Origin of the sequence: Streptomyces roseus (genome assembly GCF_001044425.1) — a bacterium.
GTDB classification, from domain to species: Bacteria; Actinomycetota; Actinomycetes; order Streptomycetales; family Streptomycetaceae; genus Streptomyces; species Streptomyces roseus.
On the sequence record NZ_LFML01000043.1, the window covers coordinates 14,640 to 39,620 of the forward strand.

General features: G+C 70.7%; 25 protein-coding genes. 8 read left to right on the top strand and 17 right to left on the bottom strand.

Features of this window, described 5'->3' with window-relative positions; genetic code table 11:
* Positions 1–31: 31 nt before the first annotated feature.
* Positions 32–1,159: an ABC transporter ATP-binding protein gene (locus ACS04_RS11025; protein WP_078864636.1), complete on the top strand. Its 1,128-nt coding sequence runs from the start codon at positions 32–34 to the stop codon at positions 1,157–1,159.
* Positions 1,156–2,061, top strand: coding sequence for an ABC transporter permease (locus tag ACS04_RS11030; protein WP_048476385.1), 906 nt, complete (start codon positions 1,156–1,158; stop codon positions 2,059–2,061). The genes ACS04_RS11025 and ACS04_RS11030 overlap by 4 nt, the downstream gene beginning before the upstream one ends.
* 15 nt (positions 2,062–2,076) lie before the next feature.
* On the opposite strand, the gene ACS04_RS11035 is transcribed toward ACS04_RS11030, so the two are convergent.
* Positions 2,077–2,403, bottom strand: a complete 327-nt coding sequence (locus ACS04_RS11035) for a hypothetical protein (RefSeq protein WP_048476386.1) — start codon at positions 2,401–2,403, stop codon at positions 2,077–2,079.
* A 241-nt stretch (positions 2,404–2,644) separates the two neighbouring features.
* Here ACS04_RS11035 and ACS04_RS11040 point away from each other — a divergent pair, with 241 nt between their 5' ends.
* A complete protein-coding gene (locus ACS04_RS11040; protein WP_048476387.1) occupies positions 2,645–3,664 on the top strand; it encodes an LLM class flavin-dependent oxidoreductase in 1,020 nt (339 codons plus the stop codon).
* 56 nt (positions 3,665–3,720) lie between these two features.
* On the opposite strand, the gene ACS04_RS11045 is transcribed toward ACS04_RS11040, so the two are convergent.
* Positions 3,721–4,113: an SCO5389 family protein gene (locus ACS04_RS11045; protein WP_030153794.1), complete on the bottom strand. Its 393-nt coding sequence runs from the start codon at positions 4,111–4,113 to the stop codon at positions 3,721–3,723.
* Positions 4,114–4,333: 220 nt separating this feature from the next.
* Here ACS04_RS11045 and nucS point away from each other — a divergent pair, with 220 nt between their 5' ends.
* Positions 4,334–5,005 (top strand): endonuclease NucS, encoded by a 672-nt coding sequence (nucS, locus tag ACS04_RS11050; RefSeq protein WP_048476388.1) that lies wholly within the window; start codon positions 4,334–4,336, stop codon positions 5,003–5,005.
* A 45-nt stretch (positions 5,006–5,050) separates the two neighbouring features.
* On the opposite strand, the gene ACS04_RS11055 is transcribed toward nucS, so the two are convergent.
* The 3 genes from ACS04_RS11055 to ACS04_RS11065 form a co-directional block, all read right to left on the bottom strand.
* Entirely contained in the window at positions 5,051–7,606 is a 2,556-nt protein-coding gene (locus ACS04_RS11055) for an ATP-binding protein (RefSeq protein WP_053080739.1), read from the bottom strand.
* Between the two features lie 190 nt (positions 7,607–7,796).
* Positions 7,797–8,120, bottom strand: coding sequence for an STAS domain-containing protein (locus ACS04_RS11060; protein ID WP_048476389.1), 324 nt, complete (start codon positions 8,118–8,120; stop codon positions 7,797–7,799).
* Between the two features lie 184 nt (positions 8,121–8,304).
* Positions 8,305–9,153 carry a 3-hydroxyacyl-CoA dehydrogenase family protein gene (locus ACS04_RS11065; RefSeq protein WP_048476390.1) on the bottom strand — a complete coding sequence of 283 codons (849 nt, stop codon included), beginning with the start codon at positions 9,151–9,153 and terminating at the stop codon, positions 8,305–8,307.
* A gap of 340 nt (positions 9,154–9,493) precedes the next feature.
* Between ACS04_RS11065 and ACS04_RS11070 the strand changes: the two genes are divergently transcribed.
* Complete coding sequence (locus ACS04_RS11070; RefSeq protein ID WP_048476391.1) at positions 9,494–10,066, top strand: cob(I)yrinic acid a,c-diamide adenosyltransferase; 573 nt, start codon at positions 9,494–9,496, stop codon at positions 10,064–10,066.
* Between the two features lie 9 nt (positions 10,067–10,075).
* Here ACS04_RS11070 and ACS04_RS11075 read toward each other — a convergent pair whose 3' ends face one another.
* Positions 10,076–10,645 carry a hypothetical protein gene (locus ACS04_RS11075; RefSeq protein WP_048476454.1) on the bottom strand — a complete coding sequence of 190 codons (570 nt, stop codon included), beginning with the start codon at positions 10,643–10,645 and terminating at the stop codon, positions 10,076–10,078.
* Between the two features lie 187 nt (positions 10,646–10,832).
* Here ACS04_RS11075 and ACS04_RS11080 point away from each other — a divergent pair, with 187 nt between their 5' ends.
* The 3 genes from ACS04_RS11080 (at position 10,833) to ACS04_RS11090 (ending at position 14,725) form a co-directional block, all read left to right on the top strand.
* Complete coding sequence (locus ACS04_RS11080; protein WP_048476392.1) at positions 10,833–12,041, top strand: sensor histidine kinase; 1,209 nt, start codon at positions 10,833–10,835, stop codon at positions 12,039–12,041.
* Positions 12,038–12,691: a response regulator gene (locus tag ACS04_RS11085; RefSeq protein ID WP_048476393.1), complete on the top strand. Its 654-nt coding sequence runs from the start codon at positions 12,038–12,040 to the stop codon at positions 12,689–12,691. Before ACS04_RS11080 ends, ACS04_RS11085 begins: the two co-directional genes overlap by 4 nt.
* Positions 12,692–12,901: 210 nt before the next feature.
* Complete coding sequence (locus ACS04_RS11090) at positions 12,902–14,725, top strand: glycoside hydrolase family 18 chitinase (RefSeq protein WP_048476394.1); 1,824 nt, start codon at positions 12,902–12,904, stop codon at positions 14,723–14,725.
* A 133-nt stretch (positions 14,726–14,858) separates the two neighbouring features.
* Here ACS04_RS11090 and ACS04_RS11095 read toward each other — a convergent pair whose 3' ends face one another.
* The 11 genes from ACS04_RS11095 to ACS04_RS11145 form a co-directional block, all read right to left on the bottom strand.
* Positions 14,859–15,305, bottom strand: coding sequence for a DUF2550 domain-containing protein (locus ACS04_RS11095; protein WP_048476455.1), 447 nt, complete (start codon positions 15,303–15,305; stop codon positions 14,859–14,861).
* A 128-nt stretch (positions 15,306–15,433) separates the two neighbouring features.
* Complete coding sequence (locus tag ACS04_RS11100; protein ID WP_030857159.1) at positions 15,434–15,808, bottom strand: F0F1 ATP synthase subunit epsilon; 375 nt, start codon at positions 15,806–15,808, stop codon at positions 15,434–15,436.
* 163 nt (positions 15,809–15,971) lie between these two features.
* Entirely contained in the window at positions 15,972–17,414 is a 1,443-nt protein-coding gene (gene atpD / locus ACS04_RS11105) for a F0F1 ATP synthase subunit beta (RefSeq protein WP_048476395.1), read from the bottom strand.
* Positions 17,414–18,331, bottom strand: a complete 918-nt coding sequence (locus ACS04_RS11110; protein WP_048476396.1) for a F0F1 ATP synthase subunit gamma — start codon at positions 18,329–18,331, stop codon at positions 17,414–17,416. The genes atpD and ACS04_RS11110 overlap by 1 nt, the downstream gene beginning before the upstream one ends.
* Before the next feature lie 20 nt (positions 18,332–18,351).
* On the bottom strand, positions 18,352–19,947 hold the full coding sequence (gene atpA / locus ACS04_RS11115) for a F0F1 ATP synthase subunit alpha (RefSeq protein ID WP_048476397.1): 1,596 nt from the start codon (positions 19,945–19,947) through the stop codon (positions 18,352–18,354).
* A 129-nt stretch (positions 19,948–20,076) separates the two neighbouring features.
* Positions 20,077–20,892, bottom strand: coding sequence for a F0F1 ATP synthase subunit delta (locus ACS04_RS11120; RefSeq protein ID WP_048476398.1), 816 nt, complete (start codon positions 20,890–20,892; stop codon positions 20,077–20,079).
* The gene (locus tag ACS04_RS11125) at positions 20,889–21,428 is read right to left on the bottom strand and encodes a F0F1 ATP synthase subunit B (RefSeq protein ID WP_048476399.1); all 540 of its coding nucleotides are present in this window, start codon (positions 21,426–21,428) and stop codon (positions 20,889–20,891) included. The genes ACS04_RS11120 and ACS04_RS11125 overlap by 4 nt, the downstream gene beginning before the upstream one ends.
* A 43-nt stretch (positions 21,429–21,471) precedes the next feature.
* Complete coding sequence (gene atpE / locus ACS04_RS11130; protein WP_030857147.1) at positions 21,472–21,705, bottom strand: ATP synthase F0 subunit C; 234 nt, start codon at positions 21,703–21,705, stop codon at positions 21,472–21,474.
* Positions 21,706–21,781: 76 nt separating this feature from the next.
* Positions 21,782–22,621, bottom strand: coding sequence for a F0F1 ATP synthase subunit A (atpB, locus tag ACS04_RS11135; protein WP_048476456.1), 840 nt, complete (start codon positions 22,619–22,621; stop codon positions 21,782–21,784).
* Between the two features lie 210 nt (positions 22,622–22,831).
* Positions 22,832–23,269 carry a Cg1360 family ATP-synthase-associated protein gene (locus ACS04_RS11140; RefSeq protein WP_048476400.1) on the bottom strand — a complete coding sequence of 146 codons (438 nt, stop codon included), beginning with the start codon at positions 23,267–23,269 and terminating at the stop codon, positions 22,832–22,834.
* Positions 23,270–23,568: 299 nt separating this feature from the next.
* Positions 23,569–24,891, bottom strand: a complete 1,323-nt coding sequence (locus tag ACS04_RS11145) for an MraY family glycosyltransferase (protein ID WP_048476401.1) — start codon at positions 24,889–24,891, stop codon at positions 23,569–23,571.
* Positions 24,892–24,981 lie beyond the last annotated feature (90 nt).

The window sequence follows — 24,981 nt, forward strand, 5'->3', positions numbered from 1 at the left end:
TCCTGGCTAGGGGCAGAGCAGAGGCAGAGCAATGATCGAGGCTGTCGGCCTGACCAAGCGCTACGGCGCCAAGACCGCCGTCGACCAGCTGTCCTTCCAGGTCAGGCCGGGTCACGTGACGGGATTCCTGGGGCCGAACGGCTCCGGGAAGTCCACCACCATGCGCATGATCCTCGGCCTGGACCGGCCCACCGCGGGCAGCGTGACGATCAACGGCCTGCCCTTCCGGCAGCTGCCGAACGCCCAGCGGCACGTCGGCGCCCTGCTCGATGCCAAGGCCGTGCACGGCGGCCGCCGGGCCCGCCGGCACCTGCTCTCCCTCGCCCAGCTCTCCGGCATCCCCGAGAAGCGCGTGGACGAGGTGCTGGCCGTCGTCGGCCTCCAGGACGTGTCCGGGCAGCGTACGAAGGGCTTCTCGCTCGGCATGGGCCAGCGGCTCGGGATCGCCGCCGCGCTCCTCGGCGACCCCCAGGTGCTGCTCTTCGACGAGCCGGTCAACGGGCTCGACCCCGAGGGCATCCTCTGGGTCCGCACCCTGATGCGCCGGCTCGCCGCCGAGGGCCGCACGGTGTTCGTCTCCTCACACCTGATGAGCGAGATGGCGCTGACCGCCGACCACCTCATCGTGATCGGCCGCGGCCGGCTGCTGGCCGACATGGGCACCCAGGAATTCATCGCGCACAACTCGGCCGGATTCGCGCGGGTGCGCGCGGCCGACAACGATCACGGTGGCCGGGATGCACTGGGTGAAGCCCTGACCAAAGCCGGCGGCCGGGTCCTCCAGGAGCCCGAGGGGACACTCCGCGTGACCGGCCTGGACCTCCCGCGGATCTCCGATCTCGCGCACGAGGCCGGCGTACGGCTGTGGGAGCTGTCCCCGCACCGGGCCTCGCTCGAGGAGGCCTACATGCGGATGACCCAGGCCGACGTGGAGTACACCTCCACCGAGGACCCGCGCGCCGAGCTGTGGGAGCCGCAGCCGCTGACCGTCCCCGCCTGGGAGGACGAGCTCCGGGCGCCGGAGGTGCCGCGGGACTCTTTCTTCGCTCCCCCGCCGCCCGGGGCGGGCGGGCAGTCCTTCCTGATGCCCTCCGACCCCGGCCAGCTCGCCGGCACCGACCGGAACACCGCCCAGGACACCCGCGAGGACACCCGATGACCGGCCCCACGAGCCCCGCGCGCCCCACGCACAACACGACCACTGAGGGCACCACGAGCACTGCGGACACCACGAGCACCGCAAGCACCTCCACGCAGCCGAAGGGCTACAGCTCGCCCCTGGAGACGCCCCGCCCCCACCTCGGGCACGCCGTGGCCTCGGAGTGGACGAAACTGATCTCGGTGCGCTCGACCGTGTGGACGCTCGGCTCGCTGGTCCTGCTCGTCGTGGGCATCGGCGTGCTGGCCGTCTCCGAGACGCGCTCGACCGACTACCAGGAGGTGCCGCTCACGGCGCCCGCCCTGTTCGGGCTGCTGGTGGGGCAGATCCCCGTGATGGTGCTGGGCGTCCTCACGATCTCCTCCGAGTACGGCACGGGCATGATCCGTACGACGCTCACCGCCGCCCCCGACCGGGCGCGGGTGCTGACCGCGAAGTACCTCGTCTTCGCCGGGGTCGCCTTCGCCGCCATCGCCGGGTCGGTGGCCGTCGTGGGCCTGTCCTCCGCGATCCTGCGGGGCGGCGCGGGTGCCGGGGCGCACGGCGGCGGCGAATGGGCGCACGCGCTGGCCGGCTGTGTCTACGTCACCCTGCTCGGGGTGCTCGCCCTCGCGATCGGGGCCATGCTGCGGCACTCCGCCGGAGCGATCGCCGTCATGCTGGGGCTGGTCATGCTGCCCCCGGTGGTCGGGGGGATGCTCAGCATGTGGGAGACCCTGGCCCCGCTCGGCACCGTGATCCTCCGGTACAACGCCCCGGTCGCCATCATGGGGCTGTTCGGCCTGCCGAACGCCGACACCGGGGACTCTCCCGGAAGCGCGGTCCAGCTCCTGCTGATCCTGCTGGTGACGGGCGCCGCGGTGGCGGGCTCGTACGCGGTGGTCGGCCGCCGCGACGTCTGACCGCGCCGGCGGGAGTCAGTACTTGGGAGCGTTCCTGGACCGCTGCACCCGTGAGGTGCGGCGGTCCTTCGCGTTCCAGCAGGCCTTGTGCCAGTGCCGGCGGTCGTCCACGCCGCCGTACTCGGGCCAGGCCACCAGGTGCGGGGTGCCCGAGGGGATCTCCTGGTCGCAGCCGGGGCAGCGGTAGCGCTTGCCCGCCGCGCTCGCGCCCGCGACGTGCCTGACCTTCCACTCCTCGCCCTGGTACTCCTCCGTGCGCTCCAGCCCGAAGCGGTCGAGGCCGGTGGCGGGGCGTTCTTCCGGAGTCTCGCCGCCCCTGGGGCGGTTGTGGCGCGGTGACACGTATACCTCACGTATGGGCGGACGGAAGTGACTTTCTCCCAGACTACGCGCAGCGAGCCCGGGTACCCGCAGGGTGGCTGACAGGGGCCCGACGACCTCGACGCGCTCGCAGTCGGACGGCCTGACTATCCCAATAACTTTCGTGGCAGGCCGTGCCTTTGGCACGTGTCAGACGTTGTTGCCATCAGATGAACCGGTCCACCTGGGGGAGGCCGCGTCAGCCACGAGGAGGGCAAAGGCGATGCGCGTAGGAGCTTTTGTACTGGCGGCCCAGTTTCCGGGTCAGGGACAGGGGGAGGCCCTGCACCGGGCGGTGCGGACCGCGGAGGTGGCCGAGGAGGCGGGGCTGGACTCCGTGTGGCTCGCCGAGCACCACTTCGTCCCGTACGGGGTGTGCCCCTCGGCGGTGACCCTGGCGGCCCTGCTGCTGGGGAGGACCCGGCGGTTGCGGGTGGGCACGGCCGTGAGCGTGCTGCCGAACACGCATCCGGTGGCCCTCGGGGAGCAGGCGGCGCTGCTGCACTTGACCTCGGGCGGCCGGTTCACCCTGGGGGTGGGCCGGGGAGGGCCCTGGGTGGACCTGGAGGTGTTCGGCGGCGGCCTGGACTCCTACGAGAAGGAGTTCCCGGAGGGGCTGGACCTGCTGCGCCGGTGGCTGTCCGAGCCGCGGGTGGCGGCCGCCGGCGAGCGGTACGGGTTCCGCGAAGTGGCCGTAGTACCGCGCCCTTCGGAGGCGCTGGACGGCGACGGATCAGGGCCGGAAGTGATCGTCGCGTGCACCTCGCCCGCCTCGGTGCGCCTGGCCGCCGAACGGGGGCTGCCAATGCTGCTGGGCATGCACTGCGGGGACGAGGACAAGGCGGAGATGGTCGCGCTGTACCGGCGTACGGCCGCGGCGGCGGGGCGCGACCCGCACGCCCCGCACGTGTCCGCAGGCGTGTGCCAGCTGGCGGACCGCACGGCGGACGCCCGCGAGGCCCTGCTGAAGGCCATGCCGGGCTGGCTGAAGCAGGGGCTGGACGCGCACGTGACGGTGGACGGCCGGGTGCGGGCGATGCGGGACCCCGTCGCCTACACGGAGCTCCTGTGCGAGCTGCACCCCGTGGGCACCGCCCGGCTGGCGGCGAACCGGCTGGCGGCCACCTCCGAGCGGACGGGCATCACGCGGTTCGCGCTGCTGGCGGAGGGCTCCGGGGATCTCGCCGCGACGGAGGAGAACGTACGGCGCCTCGGCGCCGAGGTCCTGCCCCGTCTCGGCTGAGGCTGCCGCCCCGGTGTCACCTCCCCCGATACGGAGCGGCAGCGAAGTGGGGTCGGTCAGCAGTCCCGGAGCTCGGGCGACTGGTTGAGGAGCTGGCCGCGGATCGAAGTGAACTTGGCGAGCCGGTCGTCCGACGAGGGATCCAGCGGGAACACGGCCACCCGGTGGCAGTTCTGGAACGCCAGGCGCACCCCGAAGTGCCGCTGCAGCGCACCACGTATCGCGTCACTCGCGAGGGCGCGCAGCAGCTGGCCACGCGCCTGCTCGTCGGGCGGCGGCGTCTGGTTGTCGGCGAACTCTCCGCCGTCCACCTTCAGCTGGGCCACCAGCGAGCTGATCATCTCCCATGCGAAGGGCAGGGAGGTCCGGACGCAGTCGACGAAAGCGGCTTCGTCGACCTCGCCTCGCTCGGCCTGTTCGAGTAGGGCCGGTGAGACGTCGAGCGACATGGGTTCTCCTCTCGCGACCCCGGCGGTTTGGGTTGCCGGAGCCTTACGGGCAGGGAAGGAGATCGCGACGCAGCGTGCACGCTCCGCCACCTCCTGCTCACCACGGTAGGCGCCCCATGGGTGGCGCACCAGGAGAATGCGCATACAACGCGCCATCGGCGAACGGGGCTTTCGGGGGCGAATCGCGTACAGGCCTTCTCGTCGAGTAGCGTTGCCGACCATGCGTCTCGTCATTGCCCGCTGCTCCGTCGACTACGCGGGCCGGCTCACCGCCCATCTGCCCTCGGCACCCCGTCTCATCCTCGTGAAGGCCGACGGCAGTGTCTCGATCCACGCGGACGACCGGGCGTACAAACCGCTCAACTGGATGTCGCCCCCCTGCACCCTCAAGGAAGGGAGCGGGGACGAGGCCGGCGTCTGGACGGTCGTCAACAAGGCGGGCGAGAAGCTCATCATCACCATGGAGGAAGTCCTCCACGACTCCTCCCACGAGCTGGGCATCGACCCCGGCCTCATCAAGGACGGCGTCGAAGCACACCTCCAGGAGCTCCTGGCGGACCGCATCGAAACGCTGGGCGACGGCTACACGCTGATCCGGCGGGAGTACATGACGGCGATCGGGCCGGTGGACATCCTGTGCCGGGACGCCTCCGGCGCGACGGTGGCCGTGGAGATCAAGCGGCGCGGCGAGATCGACGGCGTGGAGCAGCTCACGCGCTACCTGGAACTGCTGAACCGGGACCCGCACCTGGCGCCGGTGCGCGGCGTCTTCGCGGCCCAGGAGATCAAGCCGCAGGCCCGCGTTCTGGCCACCGACCGCGGCATGGACTGCGTGGTCCTGGACTACAACGCCATGCGCGGCATCGAGGACGACAAGCTCCGCCTGTTCTGACGCGGGGCTGCGGTCCCCGCCGGCGCTCCGGCGGCCCCGGCGGCGCTACAGCGTCGCCGTCGGGCTGGCCGGTGTGGTCGTCGTGACGGGCGTCGGGTCCGGCGACGCTGGGGGCGTCGTCGTGGGCAGCGTCGTCGGGTCCGGGTCCGGGTCCGGGGACGGCGGCTTCGGGCCGTTCGAGGACGGCTTCGGCGAGGGCGGCGGGGTGACCGGCTTGCGCGTGGGGGGCCGCGGCGGCTGGTTCGGGTCCGGGGTGAGGGTCGACTCCGGGGAGCCCGGGTTCGAGGCTTCGGGGGCCGGGGTTCCCGGGCCCGCCGCAGGAACGTTCCCGCTCGTCTCCGTCACGTCCGGCGCCGATGCCCCCGGAGTCGGCGTGGAGGACGTCGCCGCGCCGCCCCCGCCCGCCGGGGTCTGCGGATCGTCCGAGCCCGACATCGCCAGGGCCATGACCGTGCCCAGTGCCACCACCGTCAGCGCGCCCGCCCCGGCCAGCAGTGCGGGCTTGCGGCGCGGGCGCTGTCGGGGCGCCGCCGCGGTCGCGTACCCGGTCGCGGGAGCCGTTTGCGGCGCGGGCTTGTGGGCGAGCGGGAAGGCGTCCTCGAACACCTCCGTGAGGTTCGCCGGGGACTCCGAGCGGCCGATCACCGGCACCACGGGGTTCACGGGCCCCACGGGATTCCCAGGCGCCACGGGCGTCATGGGCGTCGTCGTGGCCGTCGTGCGCATCGTGCCCGTCGTGGGCGCTGCGGGCGCTGCGGGCGCTGCGGGCGCTGCGGGCGCTGCGGGCGCTGCGGGCGCTGCGGGCGCTGCGGGCGCGACCGGTGGCAGCGCCGCCGTGACGGCCTCGGCGCTCCCGCCGGCCGGCGCGGGCGCCGGCGGCTCCAGCCGCAGCGGGGGCGAGACCTCCACTCCCGCCTTCTCCCGGTCGGCGACCAGCGCGAGCGCCCGCCGGCCCGCCACCGTGCCCCGCTTGTCGGCGAGCGCGCCCTTCAGGCCTATGGAGGCCTCCAGTTCGGCCCGCGCCCGGTCCAGGCGCCCCTCGCACAGGGCGAGTACGCCGAGCTCGTGGTGGAAGTACGCCTGCTCCGCGACCTCCCCCGCCTTCCGGGCGGCCTCCGCGCCGGAGCGCAGCACCCGCTCCCACGCCTCCCAGTGCCGCGCGGCCGCGAACGCCGGGGCCGCGGTCCGGGCCAGCAGTACGGCGGCCACCACGTCCGCGCCGGCCAGCGCGGCCAGCACCGCGTCGGCCTCCGCCGCGACCCGCTCCGGGGTCACCGAGGCGTGCCCGGTCCACCAGGCGTAGTGGCGGGCGGCCGTACGGGCCTCCTCCGCCGCGGTGTCCCCGTACCCGGCCTCCTCCAGCTGCCGCAGCACCCCGGCGGCCAGCCGGTAGCGGGTGCCGACGGCGGTGAGCAGTCCGCAGCCCAGCAGCTCCGCGACCGCCGCGTCGGCGTGGGTGTCCCCGACGAGCGCCGGCAGGTGGGCGTGGTGCGGGAGCTCCCCGCCGAGCGCGCTCGCGATCCGCAGCGCAGCCCGCGCCGACTCGCTGACGCGGGAGGCCAGCAGCTCGGCGGGGGCCGCGGCCTCGGCCAGCGTGGGCAGCGGCACGGCCTCGGCGTCGCGCGGCCGCTCGTCGAAGACCCCGGGCTCGTCGTGCTCGTCCTCGGCGCGGGACCGGTTCCGTTCGTCGCGCTGGCGCAGGAGCGCCGCCGCCTGGACGAAGCGCAGCGGCAGCCCCTCGGAGGCGAACCGCAGGTCCGCCGCCCAGGCGGTCTCCTCCTCGGTCAGCGCCCGGCCGATGCCCGCTTCCAGCAGCTCCAGGCAGTCGGCCCGGCCGAGCCCGGCGAGGAAGACCTCCTCCAGGTGCGAGTCGTCGGAGGGGGCGCGGGTGTCGGGGGTGGCGGCGAGCAGGTAGGCGCACTCGGGGGTGGCGCGCAGCAGCTCGTCGAGGGCGGCGCCGCCCATCTCCAGGTCGTCGAGGAGCACGATGGCGCCGATGTCCCGCACGCGGGCCAGGAGTTGGTCCCGCTCGGGACGTTCCCGGGGGGCCTCGTACACGGCGTCGTACAGCGCGTACAGCAGCTCACCGGGCTGCTGGTGCCCGTACCCGCTCAGCCGTACGACGCCGTCGGGCGCCAGGCGCGCGCACGCGGCGGCGACGGCGTCGAGCAGGGAGCTGCGGCCGGAGCCGGCGGGGCCGGTCAGCCGTACGGAACGGCCGCGGCCCAGCAGCCTTACGAGGCGCTCCCGTTCCTCGTCGCGGGCGAGGAGCGGGGGGGCCGGTGCGGCGGGACCGGGCAGGACGGGCGGCCGGGCGGCGGCGTCCCGGGCGGCGCGGCCGGCGGCGTCGCGCTTGGCGGGGGCGCTGCCGCCGGTGCCGGGACGGCGGGGTTCTATCTCGCTGCCGTCGACGGGGTTCACGGTGAGCGTGAAGTCCCCGGCGGTGAGGGTGACGATCCGCGCGACGCCGGGGGCGGCGGGGACGGAGGCCGGTGCGGACGCCGCGGCGCCCGTACCGGCGGGCGCGAGCGCCGTCCCCGGAGACACGGCTGCCGTCGCGGGCTGCTCCACCGGTTCGGGCTGCCCCTGCGTGCGGTCCATGACCTCGTCCCCCGATCGCGCCCTGCGCCATAGCCGTCGTGTCGTACCGTCCGGCCTTCGCACATTCCGCTGTCGCTACGGGTCCGGTTTCCGCCCGAACCCTAGACGGTGGCCGGTCGTGCACGGAACCGCAGGGGTGCCATCACCACCGGACCGTTACGTTTCCGCGGAAGGGTAGACGGTGGCCGTCTCAGACCCGCGGGAGGGATTCCGCTTCCAGTCCGCCCTCGATCGCGAGGATGCGGTGCAGCCGGGTGGCGACGAGGAGGCGCTGCATCTGCGGCGGCACCCCGCGCAGGACGAGGCGGCGGCCGGTCCGGCCGGCCCGCCGGTGGGCTCCCATGATCACGCCGAGCCCGGTGGCGTCCCAGGAGTCGAGCCCGGTGAGGTCCAGCACGAGGTCGCCGTGGCCGTCGTCGAGGGCGCAGTGGAGGGCCGTACGGGCGTCCGCCGCGCTGCGCACGTCGAGGCGGCCCCCGACAGCGAGTTCGGCGTGGTCGCCCCTGATGTGCATATGTGCTCCCGGCAGTCCTGGGTACGGGTACGTAGGGATCCGACTGGTCCGCGGTCGGCAACTCTCACTGCATCTGACTGCCGTTCGGGCAGTGAGGTTGCCGACCGTGAGCGAACCGATACCTAATTCACCCGTGCGGGTGCGGATATTCGAACTGGTGCTCAGTGTCGCTTCTGTGCGTGTATCAGTGCTTGTAGAAGCCCTGACCGCTCTTGCGGCCGATGTCGCCGGCGTCCACCATGCGGCGCATGAGCTCCGGCGGCGCGAACTTCTCGTCCTGGGACTCGGTGTAGATGTTGCTCGTGGCGTGCAGCAGGATGTCGACCCCGGTGAGGTCGGCGGTGGCGAGCGGCCCCATGGCGTGGCCGAAGCCCAGCTTGCACGCGATGTCGATGTCCTCGGCGGAGGCCACGCCCGATTCGTACAGCTTCGCGGCCTCGACGACCAGGGCGGAGATCAGACGGGTCGTCACGAAACCGGCGACGTCACGGTTGACGACGATGCAGGTCTTGCCGACGGACTCGGCGAACGCGCGGGTGGTGGCGAGGGTCTCGTCGCTCGTCTTGTAGCCGCGGACGAGCTCGCAGAGCTGCATCATCGGGACGGGCGAGAAGAAGTGGGCGCCGACGACGCGCTCCGGACGCTCCGTCACGGCCGCGATCTTGGTGATCGGGATGGCCGAGGTGTTGGACGCGAGGATCGCGTCGTCCCGTACGAGCTTGTCGAGCGCACGGAAGATCTCGTGCTTGACCTCGAGCTTCTCGAAGACGGCCTCGACGACGATGTCGGCGTCGGCGACCGCGTCGAGGTCGGTGGTGGTCGTGATGCGGGCGAGCGCGGCCTCGGCGTCCTCGGCCGTCATCCTGCCCTTGGAGACGAACTTGTCGTACGAGGCCTTGATGCCGTCCGTGCCGCGGGTCAGCGCGGCGTCGGTGACATCACGCAGCACCACGTCCCACCCCGCCTGAGCGGAGACCTGAGCGATTCCGGAACCCATCAGTCCGGCACCGATGACGGCGAGCTTCCCAGCCACTGCACACCCCACGTTCTTCCCTACGGCCCAGTCTCGTAGCCTCTCCGGCGGAGACTAGCGCCAGCGAGGGTTCGTGTGACCGCGAAGTAACACGCGTCACGTCTCAACTGACGGACATCACACCGCGACGGCCCAGTAGCCGTGCGCGGCAGCACAGTTCACCCGCCGCCCCCGCCCGGGAGCCGCGCCGGCACACGCAGCCGCTCCCGTCGCAGGTCCTCGGCGCGGTCCCGGACCCGGGCGTCGGCCGCGGGCCCCGCGCCGCGTCCCCGCGGGACCGTAGACGGGACGTGGCCGCCGCGCCCGGAATTTCCGCGGCGCGGCCGTCTACGCTGGCGCCATGGTGAACCTCACGCGCATCTACACCCGTACCGGCGACAAGGGCACGACCGCCCTCGGCGACATGAGCCGTACGGCCAAGACCGATCTGCGGATCTCCGCCTACGCCGACGCCAACGAGGCCAACGCGGCCATCGGCTCGGCGATCGCCCTCGGCGGGCTGCCGGCGGATGTCGTGAAGGTCCTGGTACGGGTGCAGAACGACCTCTTCGACGTCGGCGCGGACCTCTGCACCCCGGTCGTCGAGAACCCCGAGTACCCGCCGCTGCGCGTCGAGCAGTTCTACATCGACAAGCTCGAAGCGGACTGCGACACCTTCAACGAGCAGCTGGAGAAGCTGCGCAGCTTCATCCTGCCCGGCGGCACCCCCGGCGCGGCCCTCCTGCACCAGGCCTGCACCGTGGTGCGCCGCGCCGAGCGTTCCACCTGGGCGGCCCTGGAGGTGCACGGCGAGGTGATGAACCCGCTGACCGCGACCTACCTGAACCGCCTCTCCGACCTCCTCTTCATCCTGGCCCGCACGGCCAACAAGGAGATCGGCGACGTCCTGTGGGTGCCCGGCGGGGAGCGTTAGACACTTCTCTCAAGGCTTGGCGGCGGTCCTCTCCTCCCGCGGCTGCGCCGCGGGGTCCTTGCGCGGCCAGAACGTGTACGTGGCGGCGATCACGGCCTGGACGGCGAGCACGCGCAGGGCGACGTACTGCCAGCTCCGCAGGGCGCCGGTGTCGGCCGCGCCGCCCACGTACCAGATCGCCCCCTGGAGCAGCCCGAGCGCGACGGCCGCGCCGACCAGGGTGCGCGTCCACAGCTTCCACTCGTGGACCGCCCTGGCCCTGCCGTACTTCGGGCCGGGCGGCTTCGGGCCGCCGGCGAAACGGTACGCCGCGTGCCGGTCGAGCCACCGCACCGTGTAGTGGCCGTAGCCGACGGAGTAGCCGATGTAGAGCGCCGCGAGGCCGTGCGTCCAGCTCGGCTCGCCCCCGTTCTTCAGGTCCACCGCGGTGGCCACCAGCAGGACCAGCTCCAGCAGCGGCTCGCACAGCAGGACCGCCGCGCCCAGCCTCGGCATCCCCGCGAGGTAGCGCAGCGCCAGTCCGCCGGCCAGCAGCACCCAGAAGCCGACCTCACAGGCGATGATCAGTGTGACGAGCACCGGATTCTCCCTTCCGTTGCCGTGTACGGCCTTCCGGCAACCACTGGATCCAGCCTCCCGCCCGATCGGCGCCGCCTCGTCGTCGCCGGTGACGAACCGTGACTGCATCCTTCGGTGTACTGCCGCCCCGCCCGGTCTCCGCCCCCGCGGGGACGCCCGGCCCTCCCCGGCCCTGTTGGATGGGACCGTGACCCCGACCACCGCCGCCGCGACGCCGGCCAGGACCTTCCGCCCCCACCGCGACGACGTGCTCCTCGCGGTGTGCAGCGTGCTCGCCGGCCTGGTGCTCTGGTCGCTCGGCGTCTACAGCACGAACAACCGGCACTTCCTGCCGCCGTGGGCCGCCCTGGTCCCGCTGCTCGTGCTCGGCCCGATGGAGCTGCTGCGCCGTACCGCGCCCCGCGTCACCCTGGCCGTCGGCACGGTCGGCGTGATCGCCGACCAGTTCACCGTGGGCAACCTCGGCACGGTCCTGATCTTCACGGACCTGATGTACGCGGCCGTCGTCTACGGCAAACCCGCCATGGCCCGGCGGCTCCCGATCACCACCGGCCTGGTGACCGTCGCCGTCACCGTCACCGCGGTGGCCTGGCTGCGCACCCCGCAGTCCCTGATGATCGGCGTGATCACCGGCATCGTGTGCTTCGGCCCGGCGCTGACCGGCGCCACCCTGCGCAACCACCGCGAGGCAGCCGAGGCCGCCCGGCTGCGCGCCGAGCAGACCGCGCTGTTGGCCGAAATGGACCGCAGCCAGGCCGTCGTCGCCGAGCGCGCCCGGATGGCCCGCGAGCTGCACGACATGGTGGCCAACCACCTCTCCGCCATCGCCATCCACTCCACGGCCGCGCTGTCCATCGACTCCCCCGCGACGAGCCGGGAGGCGCTCGGGGTGATCCGGGAGAACAGCGTGCAGGGGCTGGCCGAGATGCGCCGGCTGATCGGGCTGCTGCGGGACGCGGGCGCGGAGCAGGAGGCGGTCGCCACGCCCTCCCTGGACGGGCTCGACGCCCTCTTGGAGCAGGCCCGCGTCAACGGCGCCGCGAGCGGTCTGGACTTCGTCCTGCACGACGACCGGCCGCCCGGGGAGCCGCTGCCGGCCCCGGTGGAGCTGGCGGGGTACCGGATCGTCCAGGAGTCGCTGACGAACGCCCTCAAGCACGCCGCCCCGGGCACGGTCCGGGTCCGCGTGACGCGGGCGGACGGGGTGCTGGCCGTACGGGTGGAGTCCCCGTACGGGGACCGGCCCGGGCCTCGCGCCCCCGGCTCGGGGGCCGGGCTGATCGGCATGCGGGAGCGGACGGAACTGCTGGGCGGGGAGTTCTCGGCGGGCCGTACGGGATCGCTGTGGCTGGTGCGGGCGGAGCTGCCCGCGGAGGAGAAGGCGGTGACCGGATGAGCATCCGGGTGGTGGTGGCCGAGGACCAGAGCGCGGTACGGGCGGGGCTGGTGCTGATCCTGCGCAGCGCTGGCGACGTGGAGGTCGTGGGCGAGGCGGCGGACGGGGAGGAGGCGGTCCGCCTGGCGCGGGAACTGCGGCCCGACCTCGTCCTCATGGACGTGCAGATGCCGCGCCTCGACGGGGTCTCGGCGACCCGGCAGGTGGTCGCGGAGGAGCTGGCCGACGTCCTCGTCCTGACCACGTTCGACCTGGACGAGTACGTGTTCGGGGCCCTGCGCGCGGGGGCGGCGGGCTTCCTGCTGAAGAACGCGGACGCGGCCGAGCTGATCGAGGCGGTACGGACGGTCGCGCGCGGGGAGGGCCTGATCGCCCCTGCGGTGACCCGGCGGCTGATCGCCGAGTTCGCGGCTCCGCAGCCCGTCAGGGCTCCGCTGGCGCCCCGGACGGCCGCGGCGGTGGCCTCGCTGACGCGGCGGGAGCGGGAGGTGTTCGCCGCTCTGGGCGAAGGGCTCTCGAACGCGGAGATCGCGGTGCGGCTGGAGATGGCGGAGGCGACGGTGAAGACGCACGTCAGCAGGCTGCTGGGCAAGCTGGACCTGCGCAGTCGGGTCCAAGCGGCTGTACTCGCGCAGGAGTTGGGGCTCTAGAGGCGTGCCGGAGTGGAGGTCTGGACCTCTTGACGGTTGGTCCAGACCTTTCTACGCTCGCGGCAACTGTGGTGAGCGTGCCATGACAAGCGTGCTCACGGGCGGCGCAGGTCCCATCCCCAGTCCCGGCCGGCCCCACGGCCGGGACGGACCTACGGAGGAGCACCCTTGAGCACAGCACGCGCAACCGGCACGGCACCCCCACCCCGCATGCGGCTGCTGCGAAGGCTCGCCGCGAGCGTGGCCGCCTTCGCCCTGCCCCTCGCCGGACTCGTGGCCCTGGCCGGCCCCGCCGAGGCCGCCGCCTCCGCGACGGCCACGTACACGAAGGTCTCCGACTGGGGCACCGGCTTCGAGGGCAAGTGGACGGTGAAGAACACCGGCACCACCACCCTCACCAGTTGGACCGTCGAGTGGGACTACCCCTCCGGCACGACCGTCACCTCCGCCTGGGACGCCACCGTCACCAGCTCCGGAACCCACTGGACCGGCAAGAACGTCGGCTGGAACGGCACCCTCGCCCCCGGTGCCACGATCAGCTTCGGCTTCAACGGCGCCGGCCCCGGCGCGCCCAGCGGCTGCAAGGTCAACGGCGGCTCCTGCGACGGCGGCTCCAACCCCACCGACAGCCCGCCGTCGGCCCCCGGCACCCCCACCGCCAGCGGGGTCACCGACACCTCGCTGACCATCGGCTGGGCCGCCGCCACCGACGACAAGGGCGTCAAGAACTACGACGTCTACCGCGGCGGCACCAAGATCGCCACCGTCACCGGTACGAGCTACTCCGACTCCGGCCTGACCAAGGGCACGACGTACACCTACAGCGTCATCGCCCGCGACACCGCCGACCAGACGGGCCCCGCCTCCGGCTCCGTCTCCGTCACCACGACCGGCGGCGGCACCACTCCCCCGGACCCGGGCGGCAAGGTCAAGCTCGGCTACTTCACCGAATGGGGCGTCTACGGGCGCAACTACCACGTGAAGAACCTGGACACCTCCGGCTCCGCCGCGAAGATCACCCACATCAACTACGCGTTCGGGAACGTCCAGGGCGGCAAGTGCACCATCGGTGACGCCTACGCCGACTACGACAAGGCCTACACCGCCGACCAGAGCGTCGACGGCGTCGCCGACACCTGGGACCAGCCCCTGCGCGGCAACTTCAACCAGCTGCGCAAGCTCAAGGCGAAGTACCCGGGCATCAAGGTGCTGTGGTCCTTCGGCGGCTGGACCTGGTCCGGCGGCTTCGGCCAGGCCGCGGCGAACCCCGCCGCCTTCGCCGACTCCTGCTACAGCCTGGTCGAGGACCCGCGCTGGGCCGACGTCTTCGACGGCATCGACATCGACTGGGAGTACCCGAACGCCTGCGGGCTGTCCTGCGACACCAGCGGCGCGGCCTCCCTGAAGAACGTCCTGTCGGCGCTGCGCACCAAGTTCGGCGGCAGCAACCTGGTGACCGCCGCGATCTCCGCCGACGGCTCGAACGGCGGCAAGCTGGACCTCGCGGACTACGCCGGCGCCTCCCAGTACGTCGACTTCTACAACGTCATGACGTACGACTTCTTCGGCGCGTGGGACGCCAAGGGCCCGACCGCCCCGCACTCCCCGCTCACCTCGTACGCCGGCATCCCGATCGCCGGCTTCAACTCCGAGGCCGCGATCACCAAGCTCAAGGGCAAGGGCATCGCGGGCTCGAAGCTCAACCTCGGCATCGGCTTCTACGGCCGCGGCTGGACCGGCGTCACGCAGGCCGCCCCCGGCGGCACCGCGACCGGGCCCGCGCCGGGCACGTACGAGCAGGGCATCGAGGACTACAAGGTGCTCAAGAACAGCTGCCCGGCCACCGGCACCGTCGCCGGCACGGCCTACGCCAAGTGCGGCAGCAACTGGTGGAGCTACGACACCCCCGCCACCATCGCCGGGAAGATGAGCTGGACCAAGCAGCAGGGCCTCAGGGGCGCCTTCTACTGGGAGTTCAGCGGGGACACGGCGAACGGCGAGCTCGCGAACGCGGTCCACGCCGGCCTCCAGTAGGCACGCGGGGCCAATGAACGACGAAGCCGGGAGACGGGGTCCGCCCCCCGTCTCCCGGCTTCGTCCTGCCACGTCACGCCATGCCGGGACAATGCCAGGTCACGTCATGTCATACGCCGGTGCGGGTCCGGCCTCAGGCGACGTTCACCCGTTGCCCGGGCGGCGCCGCCTCCAGCCAGGCCAGGAAGCCGGTCAGCGCGTCCTCGCTCATCGCCAGCTCCAGGCGGGTCCCCCGGTGGAGACAGCCGAGCACGACGGCGTCGGACAGCAGCGCCAGCTCCTCCTCGCCCTCGGGGGCGCGGCGCGCGACGACCTCGATGGAGGAGCGCTCCAGCAGCCGGCGCGGGCGCGGGGAGTAGGAGAAGACGCGGAACCACTCGATGCGGTCACCGCTGTAGCGGGCGACCCCGTACACCCAGCCCTTGCCGGAGACGTCGGGTTCCTCGGAGACCCCCCAGCGCAGGCTGCAGTCGAAGGTGCCGCCGGAACGCTGGATCAGTCTGCGGCGCAGCCCGAACACAAACAGCCCGATCACCACCAGGGCTACGACCAGGCCGCTCACAAGCAGAGCGAGGAGCATCTTCACCGACCTCCTCGCTCATCGAATACCTCAAACGAAAAACGACCTGCATCGCCTCAGCCGCGACCCGGTCTGGAGAATTCCAGACCGGACCGCGGCTGAGGTCTCAAACCTGTTCGGTACGGGGCTCAGTGCCCCGTGACCGCGCGCAGCCGGACATCGGCGCGACGCTCGGCGGCCCCATCGGCCTCCGACTTCGCGCGCTCCAGTGCCCGCTCCGCCCGCTGGACGTCAATCTCGTCAGCGAGCTCGGCGATCTCGGCCAGCAGGGACAGCTTGTTGTCCGCGAACGAGATGAATCCGCCGTGCACCGCGGCGACGACAGTGTTGCCCTCGCTGGTGCGGATGGTCACCGGGCCCGATTCCAGCACACCGAGAAGCGGCTGGTGACCGGGCATGACGCCGATGTCGCCGGACGTGGTGCGGGCGACGACCAGGGTGGCCTCGCCGGACCAGACATTGCGGTCCGCCGCGACCAGCTCGACGTGCAGCTCAGCAGCCAAGGTGGCTCCTCGGGTCACCACCCGGCGGGTCAGCCGGGTGTTGGGTCAAATTCTAATGGGCGTGGGGAGAGGGACGGGACACACCCGCCCCTCTCCGTCGGGACTCCTGCCGGCGAACCGGCGGGCCTTCGAACCGGATGCGCCCCGTGCGGAGCGCGCCGGATCAGGAGACGCCCAGCTCCTTGGCGTTGGCCTTCAGGTCCTCGATGCCACCGCACAGGAAGAACGCCTGCTCGGGGAAGTGGTCGTAGTCACCATCGCAGATCGCGTTGAACGCGGTGATCGACTCGTCGAGCGGAACGTCCGAACCGTCCACGCCGGTGAACTGCTTGGCGACGTGGGTGTTCTGCGACAGGAAGCGCTCGACACGACGGGCACGGTGGACGACGAGCTTGTCCTCCTCGCCCAGCTCGTCGATACCGAGGATCGCGATGATGTCCTGGAGGTCCTTGTACTTCTGCAGGATCCCCTTGACGCGCATCGCCGTGGCGTAGTGGTCCGCCGCGATGTACCGCGGGTCGAGGATGCGGGACGTCGAGTCCAGCGGGTCCACGGCCGGGTAGATGCCCTTCTCGGAGATCGGACGGGAGAGAACCGTCGTCGCGTCGAGGTGGGCGAAGGTGGTGGCCGGCGCCGGGTCGGTCAGGTCGTCCGCGGGGACGTAGATCGCCTGCATCGAGGTGATCGAGTGACCGCGGGTCGAGGTGATGCGCTCCTGCAGCAGACCCATCTCGTCAGCCAGGTTCGGCTGGTAACCCACGGCGGACGGCATGCGGCCCAGAAGGGTCGACACCTCCGAACCGGCCTGGGTGTAACGGAAGATGTTGTCGATGAAGAAGAGCACGTCCTGCTTCTGCACATCGCGGAAGTACTCCGCCATGGTCAGACCGGCCAGGGCGACGCGCAGACGGGTGCCCGGGGGCTCGTCCATCTGGCCGAAGACGAGCGCCGTCTTGTCGATGACGCCGGAGTCGGCCATTTCCTCGATGAGGTCGTTGCCCTCACGGGTACGCTCACCGACGCCCGCGAAGACCGACACACCGTCGTGGTTGTTGGCGACGCGGTAGATCATTTCCTGGATCAGAACGGTCTTGCCGACACCGGCACCACCGAACAGACCGATCTTTCCACCCTTGACGTACGGGGTGAGAAGGTCGATGACCTTGACGCCGGTCTCGAACATCTCGGTCTTCGACTCGAGCTCGTCGAAGCGGGGCGCCTTGCGGTGGATGGGCCAGCGCTCGGTGACCTCGGCGTTCGCCTCGGGGTAGTTCAGCACCTCGCCCAGGGTGTTGAAGACCTTGCCCTTGGTGAAGTCACCGACGGGGACGGTGATGCCCTCGCCCGTGTCGGTCACCGGGGCCTGGCGGACCAGGCCGTCGGTCGGCTGCATCGAGATGGTACGGACGAGGCCGTCACCCAGGTGCTGCGCGACCTCGAGGGTCAGGGTCTTCAGCGCGCCGTCCTCGGCCGGGTCGGAGACCTGGACCTTGAGGGCGTTGTAGATTTCGGGCATGGCGTCGACGGGGAACTCCACGTCGACGACCGGGCCGATGACCCGGGCGACGCGGCCCGTGGCGGCGGCCGTCTCAACAGTGGTCGTCATTACTTGTCACTCCCCGCGGTCGCGTCAGCCATGGCGCTCGCGCCACCGACGATCTCGCTGATTTCCTGGGTGATTTCGGCCTGGCGGGCCGCGTTGGCAAGCCGGGAGAGGCTCTTGATGAGGTCTCCGGCGTTATCGGTCGCCGCCTTCATCGCGCGGCGGCGGGCGGCGTGCTCGGAAGCGGCCGACTGCAGCAGTGCGTTGTAGATACGGCTTTCGACGTAGCGCGGCAGAAGGGCGTCGAGGACGTCCTCCGCCGACGGCTCGAAGTCGAACAGCGGAAGGATCTCGCCCTTCGCACCGTTCTCCTCCGCAGCCTCGTCGAGGCTGAGCGGCAGCATCCGGCCGTCGACCGGGTTCTGCGTCATCATCGACACGAATTCCGTGTAGACGATGTGCAGCTCGTCGACGCCACCCTCGGCCGTCTCCGTCTGGATGGCTTCGATCAGCGGCCCGGCGACGCGCTTGGCGTCGGCGTAGGCCGGGCTGTCGGTGAAGCCGGTCCACGAATCCACGACCTTGCGCTCGCGGAAGGCGTAGTAGGCCAGACCCTTACGGCCGACGATGTAGGTGTCGACCTCCTTGCCCTCGCCGCGGAGCCGCTCGGTGAGCCGCTCCGCCTGCTTGATGGCGTTGGAGGAGTAGCCGCCGGCCAGACCGCGGTCGCTCGTGATGAGCACGATCGCGGCACGGCTCGGCTGCTCGACCTCGGTCGTCAGGGCGTGCTTGGTGTTCGAACCGGTCGCCACCGCGGTCACCGCACGGGTGAGCTCGGTCGCGTACGGCATCGACGCCGCCACCTTGCGCTGCGCCTTGACGATGCGCGAGGCGGCGATCATCTCCATCGCCTTGGTGATCTTCTTGGTCGCCGTGATGGCACGGATGCGACGCTTGTAGACCCGGAGCTGCGCTCCCATGAGTCAGGTCCCTTCCGTCGTCACTTGGAGACGTTGACGGCCGGTGCGTCCTCGCCCAGGAGCTTGCCGTCCGAGGTCTCGAACTGGCGCTTGAAGCCGGCGATGGCGTCCGCGATGGAGGACAGGGTGTCGTCCGACATCTTGCCGCCGTCCGCGATGGAGGTCAGGAGGTCCTTGCGCTCGCGGCGCAGGTGCTCCAGCAGCTCCGACTCGAAGCGACGGATGTCGGCGACCGGAACGTCGTCCATCTTGCCGGTGGTGCCGGCCCAGACGGAGACGACCTGCTCCTCGACGGGCATCGGCTGGTACTGGCCCTGCTTCAGCAGCTCGACCAGGCGCTTGCCGCGCTCCAGCGCGGCCTTCGACGCGGCGTCCAGGTCGGAACCGAAAGCGGCGAACGCCTCCAGCTCGCGGTACTGGGCCAGGTCGAGGCGCAGACGGCCGGAAACCTGCTTCATGGCCTTGTGCTGGGCGGAGCCACCGACGCGGGAGACCGAGATACCGACGTTGAGCGCCGGGCGCTGGCCCGCGTTGAACAGGTCGGACTCCAGGAAGCACTGGCCGTCGGTGATGGAGATGACGTTGGTCGGGATGAACGCCGACACGTCGTTCGCCTTGGTCTCGACGATCGGCAGACCGGTCATCGAACCGGCGCCCATGTCGTCGGAGAGCTTCGCGCAGCGCTCCAGCAGACGGGAGTGCAGGTAGAAGACGTCACCCGGGTAGGCCTCACGGCCCGGCGGGCGGCGCAGCAGCAGCGACACGGCGCGGTAGGCGTCGGCCTGCTTCGACAGGTCGTCGAAGATGATCAGGACGTGCTTGCCGGCGTACATCCAGTGCTGGCCGATGGCCGAACCGGTGTACGGCGCCAGGTACTTGAAGCCGGCCGGGTCGGACGCCGGGGCGGCGACGATCGTCGTGTACTCGAGCGCACCGGCGTCTTCCAGGGCGCCGCGCACGGACGCGATGGTCGAGCCCTTCTGGCCGATGGCGACGTAGATGCAGCGCACCTGCTTGTTCACGTCGCCCGAGCGCCAGTTGTCGCGCTGGTTGATGATCGTGTCGACGGCCAGAGCGGTCTTACCCGTCTGACGGTCGCCGATGATCAGCTGACGCTGGCCGCGGCCGACCGGCACCATCGCGTCGATGGCCTTGTAGCCGGTCTGCATCGGCTCGTGGACCGACTTGCGGACCATGACGCCCGGGGCCTGCAGCTCCAGGGCGCGACGGCCTTCGGTCGCGATCTCGCCGAGACCGTCGATCGGGTTGCCGAGCGGGTCGACGACGCGGCCGAGGTAGCCCTCGCCGACGCCGACGGAGAGCACCTCACCGGTGCGCTGCACCGGCTGGCCCTCCTCGATACCGCTGAACTCGCCGAGGACGACCGCACCGATCTCGCGCTCCTCGAGGTTGAGGGCGAGACCGAGGGTGCCGTCCTCGAACTTCAGCAGCTCGTTCGCCATGGCGGAGGGCAGGCCCTCCACCTTCGCGATGCCGTCGCCGGCAACGCTGACCGTTCCGACCTCCTCGCGCGAGGCCGCGTCCGGCTGGTACGACTGGACAAAGTTCTCCAGTGCGTCCCGGATCTCCTCCGGCCGGATCGTGAGCTCCGCCATCTGGGTTCCCTGCTCTCCTTGTTGGGCCTGAAGCTTCTTAGGGGTCTGGGGGCGACCCCCAGGAATCTTCTGCAAGTTCTGCACGGCCCAACCGGGCCGCTAGGAATGCTTTGTTCTTTTGGTGGCTGGTCAGCCGGCCATGCGGCGCGACGCCTCGGCGAGGCGGTCCGCGATGGTGCCGTCGATGACCTCGTCGCCGACCCGCACCGTGATCCCGCCGAGGACCGCGGGGTCCACGTCGAGGTTCAGGTGCATCTGGCGGCCGTACAGCTTGGCCAGCACCGCGCCGAGACGCTGCTTCTGCACGTCGCTGAGCGGAACCGCGCTGGTCACGGTGGCGACCATGCGGTCACGGCGCTCGGCGGCGAGCTTGGAAAGGGACTCCAGTCCCGCTTCCAGGCTACGTCCACGCGGGTGCGTGACAAGACGGGCGACCAGGCGCTCGGTGACGGGGTTCGCCTTGCCGCCGAGCAGGCTGCGCAGCAGCTCGCCCTTGGCGGAGGCGGAGGCCGCACGGTCGGTCAGCGCCGCGCGCAGCTCGGTGTTCGAGGCGACGATCCGGCCGAAGCGGAAGATCTCGTCCTCGACGTCGTCGAGCGCGCCGGCCCGCTGGGCCGCCGTGAGGTCGGCCGTGGCCGCCAGGGTCTCCAGCGCGTCGACCAGGTCACGGGACTGCGACCAGCGCGACCGCGCCATGCCGGACACCAGGTCGAGGGTCTCCCCGCTCACCTGGCCGGACAGCAGCCGGCCGACCAGCTCGGCCTTGGCCTCGCCGGGCTGCGCCGGGTCCGTGATGACCCGACGCAGCGAGACCTCACGGTCGAGCAGCGCGGTGACGGCTGCCAGCTCGCCGGCGAGCTTCGCCGCGTCGACGGACGTGTTGTCCGTCAGCGCGTCGAGACGCTCGCGCGCGGAGGCCAGCGCCTCGCGGCTCGCTCCGTTCATCGGGCCGCCTCGGCCTTCTCCTCAAGCTCGCTGAGGAAGCGGTCGATCGTGCGGCTCTGACGGGCGGCGTCCTCGAGGGACTCGCCGACGAGCTTGCCGGCCAGGTCGGTGGCGAGCTTGCCCACGTCCTGGCGCAGTGCGTGAGAGGCGGCCTTGCGGTCGGCCTCGATCTGGGCGTGGCCGGCAGCGATGATCTCCTCACGCTGCCGCTGGCCCTCTGCGCGCAGTTCTTCCTTGAGCGCAGTGCCCTGCTCCAGCGCTTCCTGGCGCAGGCGCGCGGCCTCGTGCCGGGCTTCGGCGAGCTGGGCCTTGTACTGCTCCAGCACGCTCTGGGCCTCGGTCTGAGCGGCCTCAGCCTTCTCGATACCGCCCTCGATCTGCTCACGACGCTCGTCCAGAACCTTGTTGATGTTCGGGAGGAGCTTCTTCGCGAGGAAACCGAAGACGATGACGAAGGCGATCAGACCGATGACGAGCTCGGGGATCGGCGGGACGAGCGGGTTTTCCGTCTCGGCCGCGAGAACCAGGAGGTTCACATCAGTGCCTTTCGTCTAATCGGACTAGTGGTAGCGGCTCGTCTTAGTAGACGAACGGCATGACCAGACCGATGAGGGCGAGCGCCTCACAGAAGGCGAAGCCGAGGATCTGGTTGGCGCGGATCAGACCGGCAGCCTCGGGCTGACGGGCAAGAGCCTGCGTGCCGTTACCGAAGATGATGCCGACGCCGACACCCGGGCCGATGGCCGCGAGACCGTAACCAACGGAGCTGAGGGAGCCGGTGACGCCTTCGGCGGCAGCGAGGATCTGGGACATGCCAGTTCTTCCTTCTCTTTCACGGACCGGTGGGGGTTGGCCACCGGACGACAGGGGGTTTGGGGGAGGGCCGGACTCAGTGGTGCTCGGCGAGCGCGCCCTGGATGAAGCTGCAGGCCAGCAGCACGAAGACGTAGGCCTGGACAGCCTGGATGAAGAGCTCGAAGGCCGTCATCACGATGACCATGATGAAAGAGACGCCCGCGTAGGCGATCCCGATCCCGTTCAGCAGGTACCAGCTGGCGATGGTGAACAGCAGCAGCAGGGTGTGACCGGCGAACATGTTCGCGAACAGTCGGACCGCGTGGGTGAACGGGCGGACCAGGACGTTCGAGAAGAACTCGATGACCATGACGAGCGGGAGGACCGGGCCGAGCGACTTGTCGTAGCCCGTCAGGTTCTTGAATCCGCCGACGAAGCCGTGACGCTTGAACGTCACCGACATCCAGATGAAGTAGACGATCAGCGCGAGCGCCGCCGGGTACGCGATGATCGCGGTCACCGGGAACTGGGCCACGGGAACGATCGACCAGACGTTCAGGACCCAGACGAAGAAGAACAGCGACACCATGAAGGGGACGTACTTCTCGCCCTCCTTCTTGCCCAGCGTCTCGTACACGATGCCGCGGCGCACGAAGTCGTAACCGGCCTCGGCGACCATCTGCAGCTTGCCCGGTACGACCTTCGGCTTCCGGAACGCGGCCCAGAAGAAGGCGACGATGATGACGGAGCCCAGGAGGGCCAGCAGCATCGGCTTGTTGAAGTAGGCACTGGTGGTGCCGGCTTCGCCCCACAGCGGCTCGAAGAGGAACGAGTGCAGGCCCGGGCCGGGGAAGCCACATCCGTCGAAGATGTGACAGTCGGTCTCGAAAGCGAGCACCTGCGTCAGGTCAGCACTCACCGCGGGCTCCTTCAGCGTGGCGCATAGGTACGGCAACCTCGTTGTGTCGGCGCGGCGCACAGCCGCTGTTCGGCACTGGACTGGTGTTACGGGTGTGGGGGCGGCGATCAGGCATCGAGCCTCGCGATGGAACAGGCGTCAGCTCAGATGCCCGCGCCCGCAATGCCGCAGTTGGAACCGGACGATAGCAGCATCTCGAACGAGCACTTATCCCGGCCCTACCCCTCACGACTTCGGCCCCGAATTTTCGGGCTTGTCGCCCTTCGTCGAGTCCGGTTCGACGTACAGGATCTTGGCCTTCATGTGAGCACGCGTCTGCGCGCCGATCCACACCAGGGTGGTGGCGACGAGCGTGATCGCGAATGCACGGGGGTTGAACAGCGTCGTGTTCTTGAACACGGCGAGAAAGACGAAGAGCAGCAGGATCTGGGCCGTGTAGAGCATGAGCCCCATGGCCTGGAACAGGTGCGGCAGCGATTTCGCGGTGCGTTGCAGAACGACGAATCCGATGCCCATGAACAGCATCACCAGCAGCGTGGCAATGACGGCCCCGAGTGCCCCCTTGCCGCCTGCCACCACCGCGCTGATGACGGCGGCGAGAGCGCCGGCGACAGCTGTGGGCACAGCGGCGTGCAGGAGGGATCGGACGTCATCTGACCGCATGGCGGGTTGCTCCGCGTGGTGGTGGGGGCACGGACTCGTACGGGACTCGTACTGCGGGGACTCGTACGGGACGAGCGTAAGCCCGGTCCGAGATCGAACCTCGGGCCGATGGGCCGTCGCACTACGGTCCTTCGGCTCTGTCGCCGGGTTTAGTGAACGGTATCACAAACTATTTGATGAGAGCTTTACCCACAGAGTGTGCCGACTGTCACACATGAGAGCTAATCCGCCCGTGTGTGCGCGACAAGCCGTCGTTGTGTGTGGTAAAGGCGGTTCATGTCCGACATGTCCCGCGGGCGTCAGCGCGCCGACTCGGCCTTACGCCGGTCGGGGAAGCGCGAACGGGGGCCTACCGCGGTCGCTCCGTTGACGCCCGAGACACCGACCCGGATCGTCCCGGCGGGCTCCGGCTCGCGGCCCGAGACATCCAGGGCCGCCGCCTCGGCGGCCCGCTCGCGGTGCCGGTAGCGCGGAGGCACGAGACCCTCGGCCCAGCGCGGGGCGCGCGGGGTGAAGCGCGGCAGGAGCAGCAGGACGAGCCCCAGGGCGCTCAGCGCGACGATGGCGAGCACGATCCACATCGAGGCGGAGTGCACCGAGTACGCCACCGCGCCGAACGCGATCAGACCTGACCAGAAGTACATGATCAGCACCGCGCGGCTGTGCGAATGCCCGAGCTCCAGCAGCCGGTGGTGCAGGTGCCCGCGGTCGGCCGCGAAGGGCGACTGGCCCTTCCACGTACGCCGCACGATGGCCAGGACCAGGTCCGCCATCGGGATCGCGATGATCGTCAGCGGGAGCAGAAGCGGAATGAAGACCGGGAGCATCGCGTGCGTCGCGTTGCGCTCACCGCCGGCGAACAGGGCCATCGTGTCCGGGTCCACCTGCCCGGTGATCGAGATCGCGGAGGCGGCCAGCACCAAGCCGATCAGCATCGATCCGGAATCGCCCATGAAGATACGGGCGGGATGCATGTTGTGCGGCAGGAAGCCCAGGCACATCCCCATCAGGATCGCGGCGAACAGGGTCGCGGGGGCGGCCGCCTCGATCCCGTAGCCGAACCAGATCCGGTACGAGTAGAGGAAGAACGCGGCGGCGGCGATGCAGACCATGCCGGCGGCCAGGCCGTCGAGACCGTCCACGAAGTTCACCGCGTTGATGGTGATCACGACCAGCGCCACGGTGAGCAGGTTGCCCTGCCACTGGGTCAGCGCGACCGTCCCGATGCCCGGGACGGGGATCCACAGCATCGTCAGACCCTGCATGACCATCACACCGGCGGCGATCATCTGCGCGCCGAGCTTGATCAGGGCGTCGATCTCGAACTTGTCGTCGAGGACGCCGATCAGCCAGATCAGGGCCGCTCCCGAGAGCAGCGCCCGCGGCTCGTTCGACAGCTCGAAGACGCCGTTGAGGTTGCGCAGGTGGTCCGCGACCAGCAGTCCCGCGCACAGGCCGCCGAACATGGCGATGCCGCCGAGCCGCGGTGTGGGCTCGCGGTGCACGTCGCGGGCGCGGATCTCCGGCATCGCACCGGCCGCGATCGCGAACTTCCGCACGGGCCCGGTGAGCAGGTAGGTCACCGCGACCGTGACGCAAAGCGTCAGCAGATATTCACGCACGGGCTGCCCCAGATGTATCGCCGGCCATCTCAGCCCCACACATTAGCTGCGATGTACCCCTCACCGAGGACGCGAGGGGGCGCTATCGCG

Excerpts from the sequence above, each read along its gene's own strand:
- ACS04_RS11025 (WP_078864636.1), top strand. The coding sequence starts at position 32 with ATGATCGAGGCTGTCGGCCTGACCAAGCGCTACGGCGCCAAGACCGCC.
- ACS04_RS11030 (WP_048476385.1), top strand. The coding sequence starts at position 1,156 with ATGACCGGCCCCACGAGCCCCGCGCGCCCCACGCACAACACGACCACT.
- ACS04_RS11040 (WP_048476387.1), top strand. The coding sequence starts at position 2,645 with ATGCGCGTAGGAGCTTTTGTACTGGCGGCCCAGTTTCCGGGTCAGGGA.
- ACS04_RS11045 (WP_030153794.1), bottom strand. The coding sequence starts at position 4,113 with ATGTCGCTCGACGTCTCACCGGCCCTACTCGAACAGGCCGAGCGAGGC.
- nucS (WP_048476388.1), top strand. The coding sequence starts at position 4,334 with ATGCGTCTCGTCATTGCCCGCTGCTCCGTCGACTACGCGGGCCGGCTC.
- ACS04_RS11055 (WP_053080739.1), bottom strand. The coding sequence starts at position 7,606 with ATGGACCGCACGCAGGGGCAGCCCGAACCGGTGGAGCAGCCCGCGACG.
- ACS04_RS11060 (WP_048476389.1), bottom strand. The coding sequence starts at position 8,120 with ATGCACATCAGGGGCGACCACGCCGAACTCGCTGTCGGGGGCCGCCTC.
- ACS04_RS11070 (WP_048476391.1), top strand. The coding sequence starts at position 9,494 with ATGGTGAACCTCACGCGCATCTACACCCGTACCGGCGACAAGGGCACG.
- ACS04_RS11085 (WP_048476393.1), top strand. The coding sequence starts at position 12,038 with ATGAGCATCCGGGTGGTGGTGGCCGAGGACCAGAGCGCGGTACGGGCG.
- ACS04_RS11090 (WP_048476394.1), top strand. The coding sequence starts at position 12,902 with ATGCGGCTGCTGCGAAGGCTCGCCGCGAGCGTGGCCGCCTTCGCCCTG.
- ACS04_RS11095 (WP_048476455.1), bottom strand. The coding sequence starts at position 15,305 with ATGCTCCTCGCTCTGCTTGTGAGCGGCCTGGTCGTAGCCCTGGTGGTG.
- atpD (WP_048476395.1), bottom strand. The coding sequence starts at position 17,414 with ATGACGACCACTGTTGAGACGGCCGCCGCCACGGGCCGCGTCGCCCGG.
- ACS04_RS11110 (WP_048476396.1), bottom strand. The coding sequence starts at position 18,331 with ATGGGAGCGCAGCTCCGGGTCTACAAGCGTCGCATCCGTGCCATCACG.
- atpA (WP_048476397.1), bottom strand. The coding sequence starts at position 19,947 with ATGGCGGAGCTCACGATCCGGCCGGAGGAGATCCGGGACGCACTGGAG.
- ACS04_RS11120 (WP_048476398.1), bottom strand. The coding sequence starts at position 20,892 with ATGAACGGAGCGAGCCGCGAGGCGCTGGCCTCCGCGCGCGAGCGTCTC.
- atpE (WP_030857147.1), bottom strand. The coding sequence starts at position 21,705 with ATGTCCCAGATCCTCGCTGCCGCCGAAGGCGTCACCGGCTCCCTCAGC.
- ACS04_RS11140 (WP_048476400.1), bottom strand. The coding sequence starts at position 23,269 with ATGCGGTCAGATGACGTCCGATCCCTCCTGCACGCCGCTGTGCCCACA.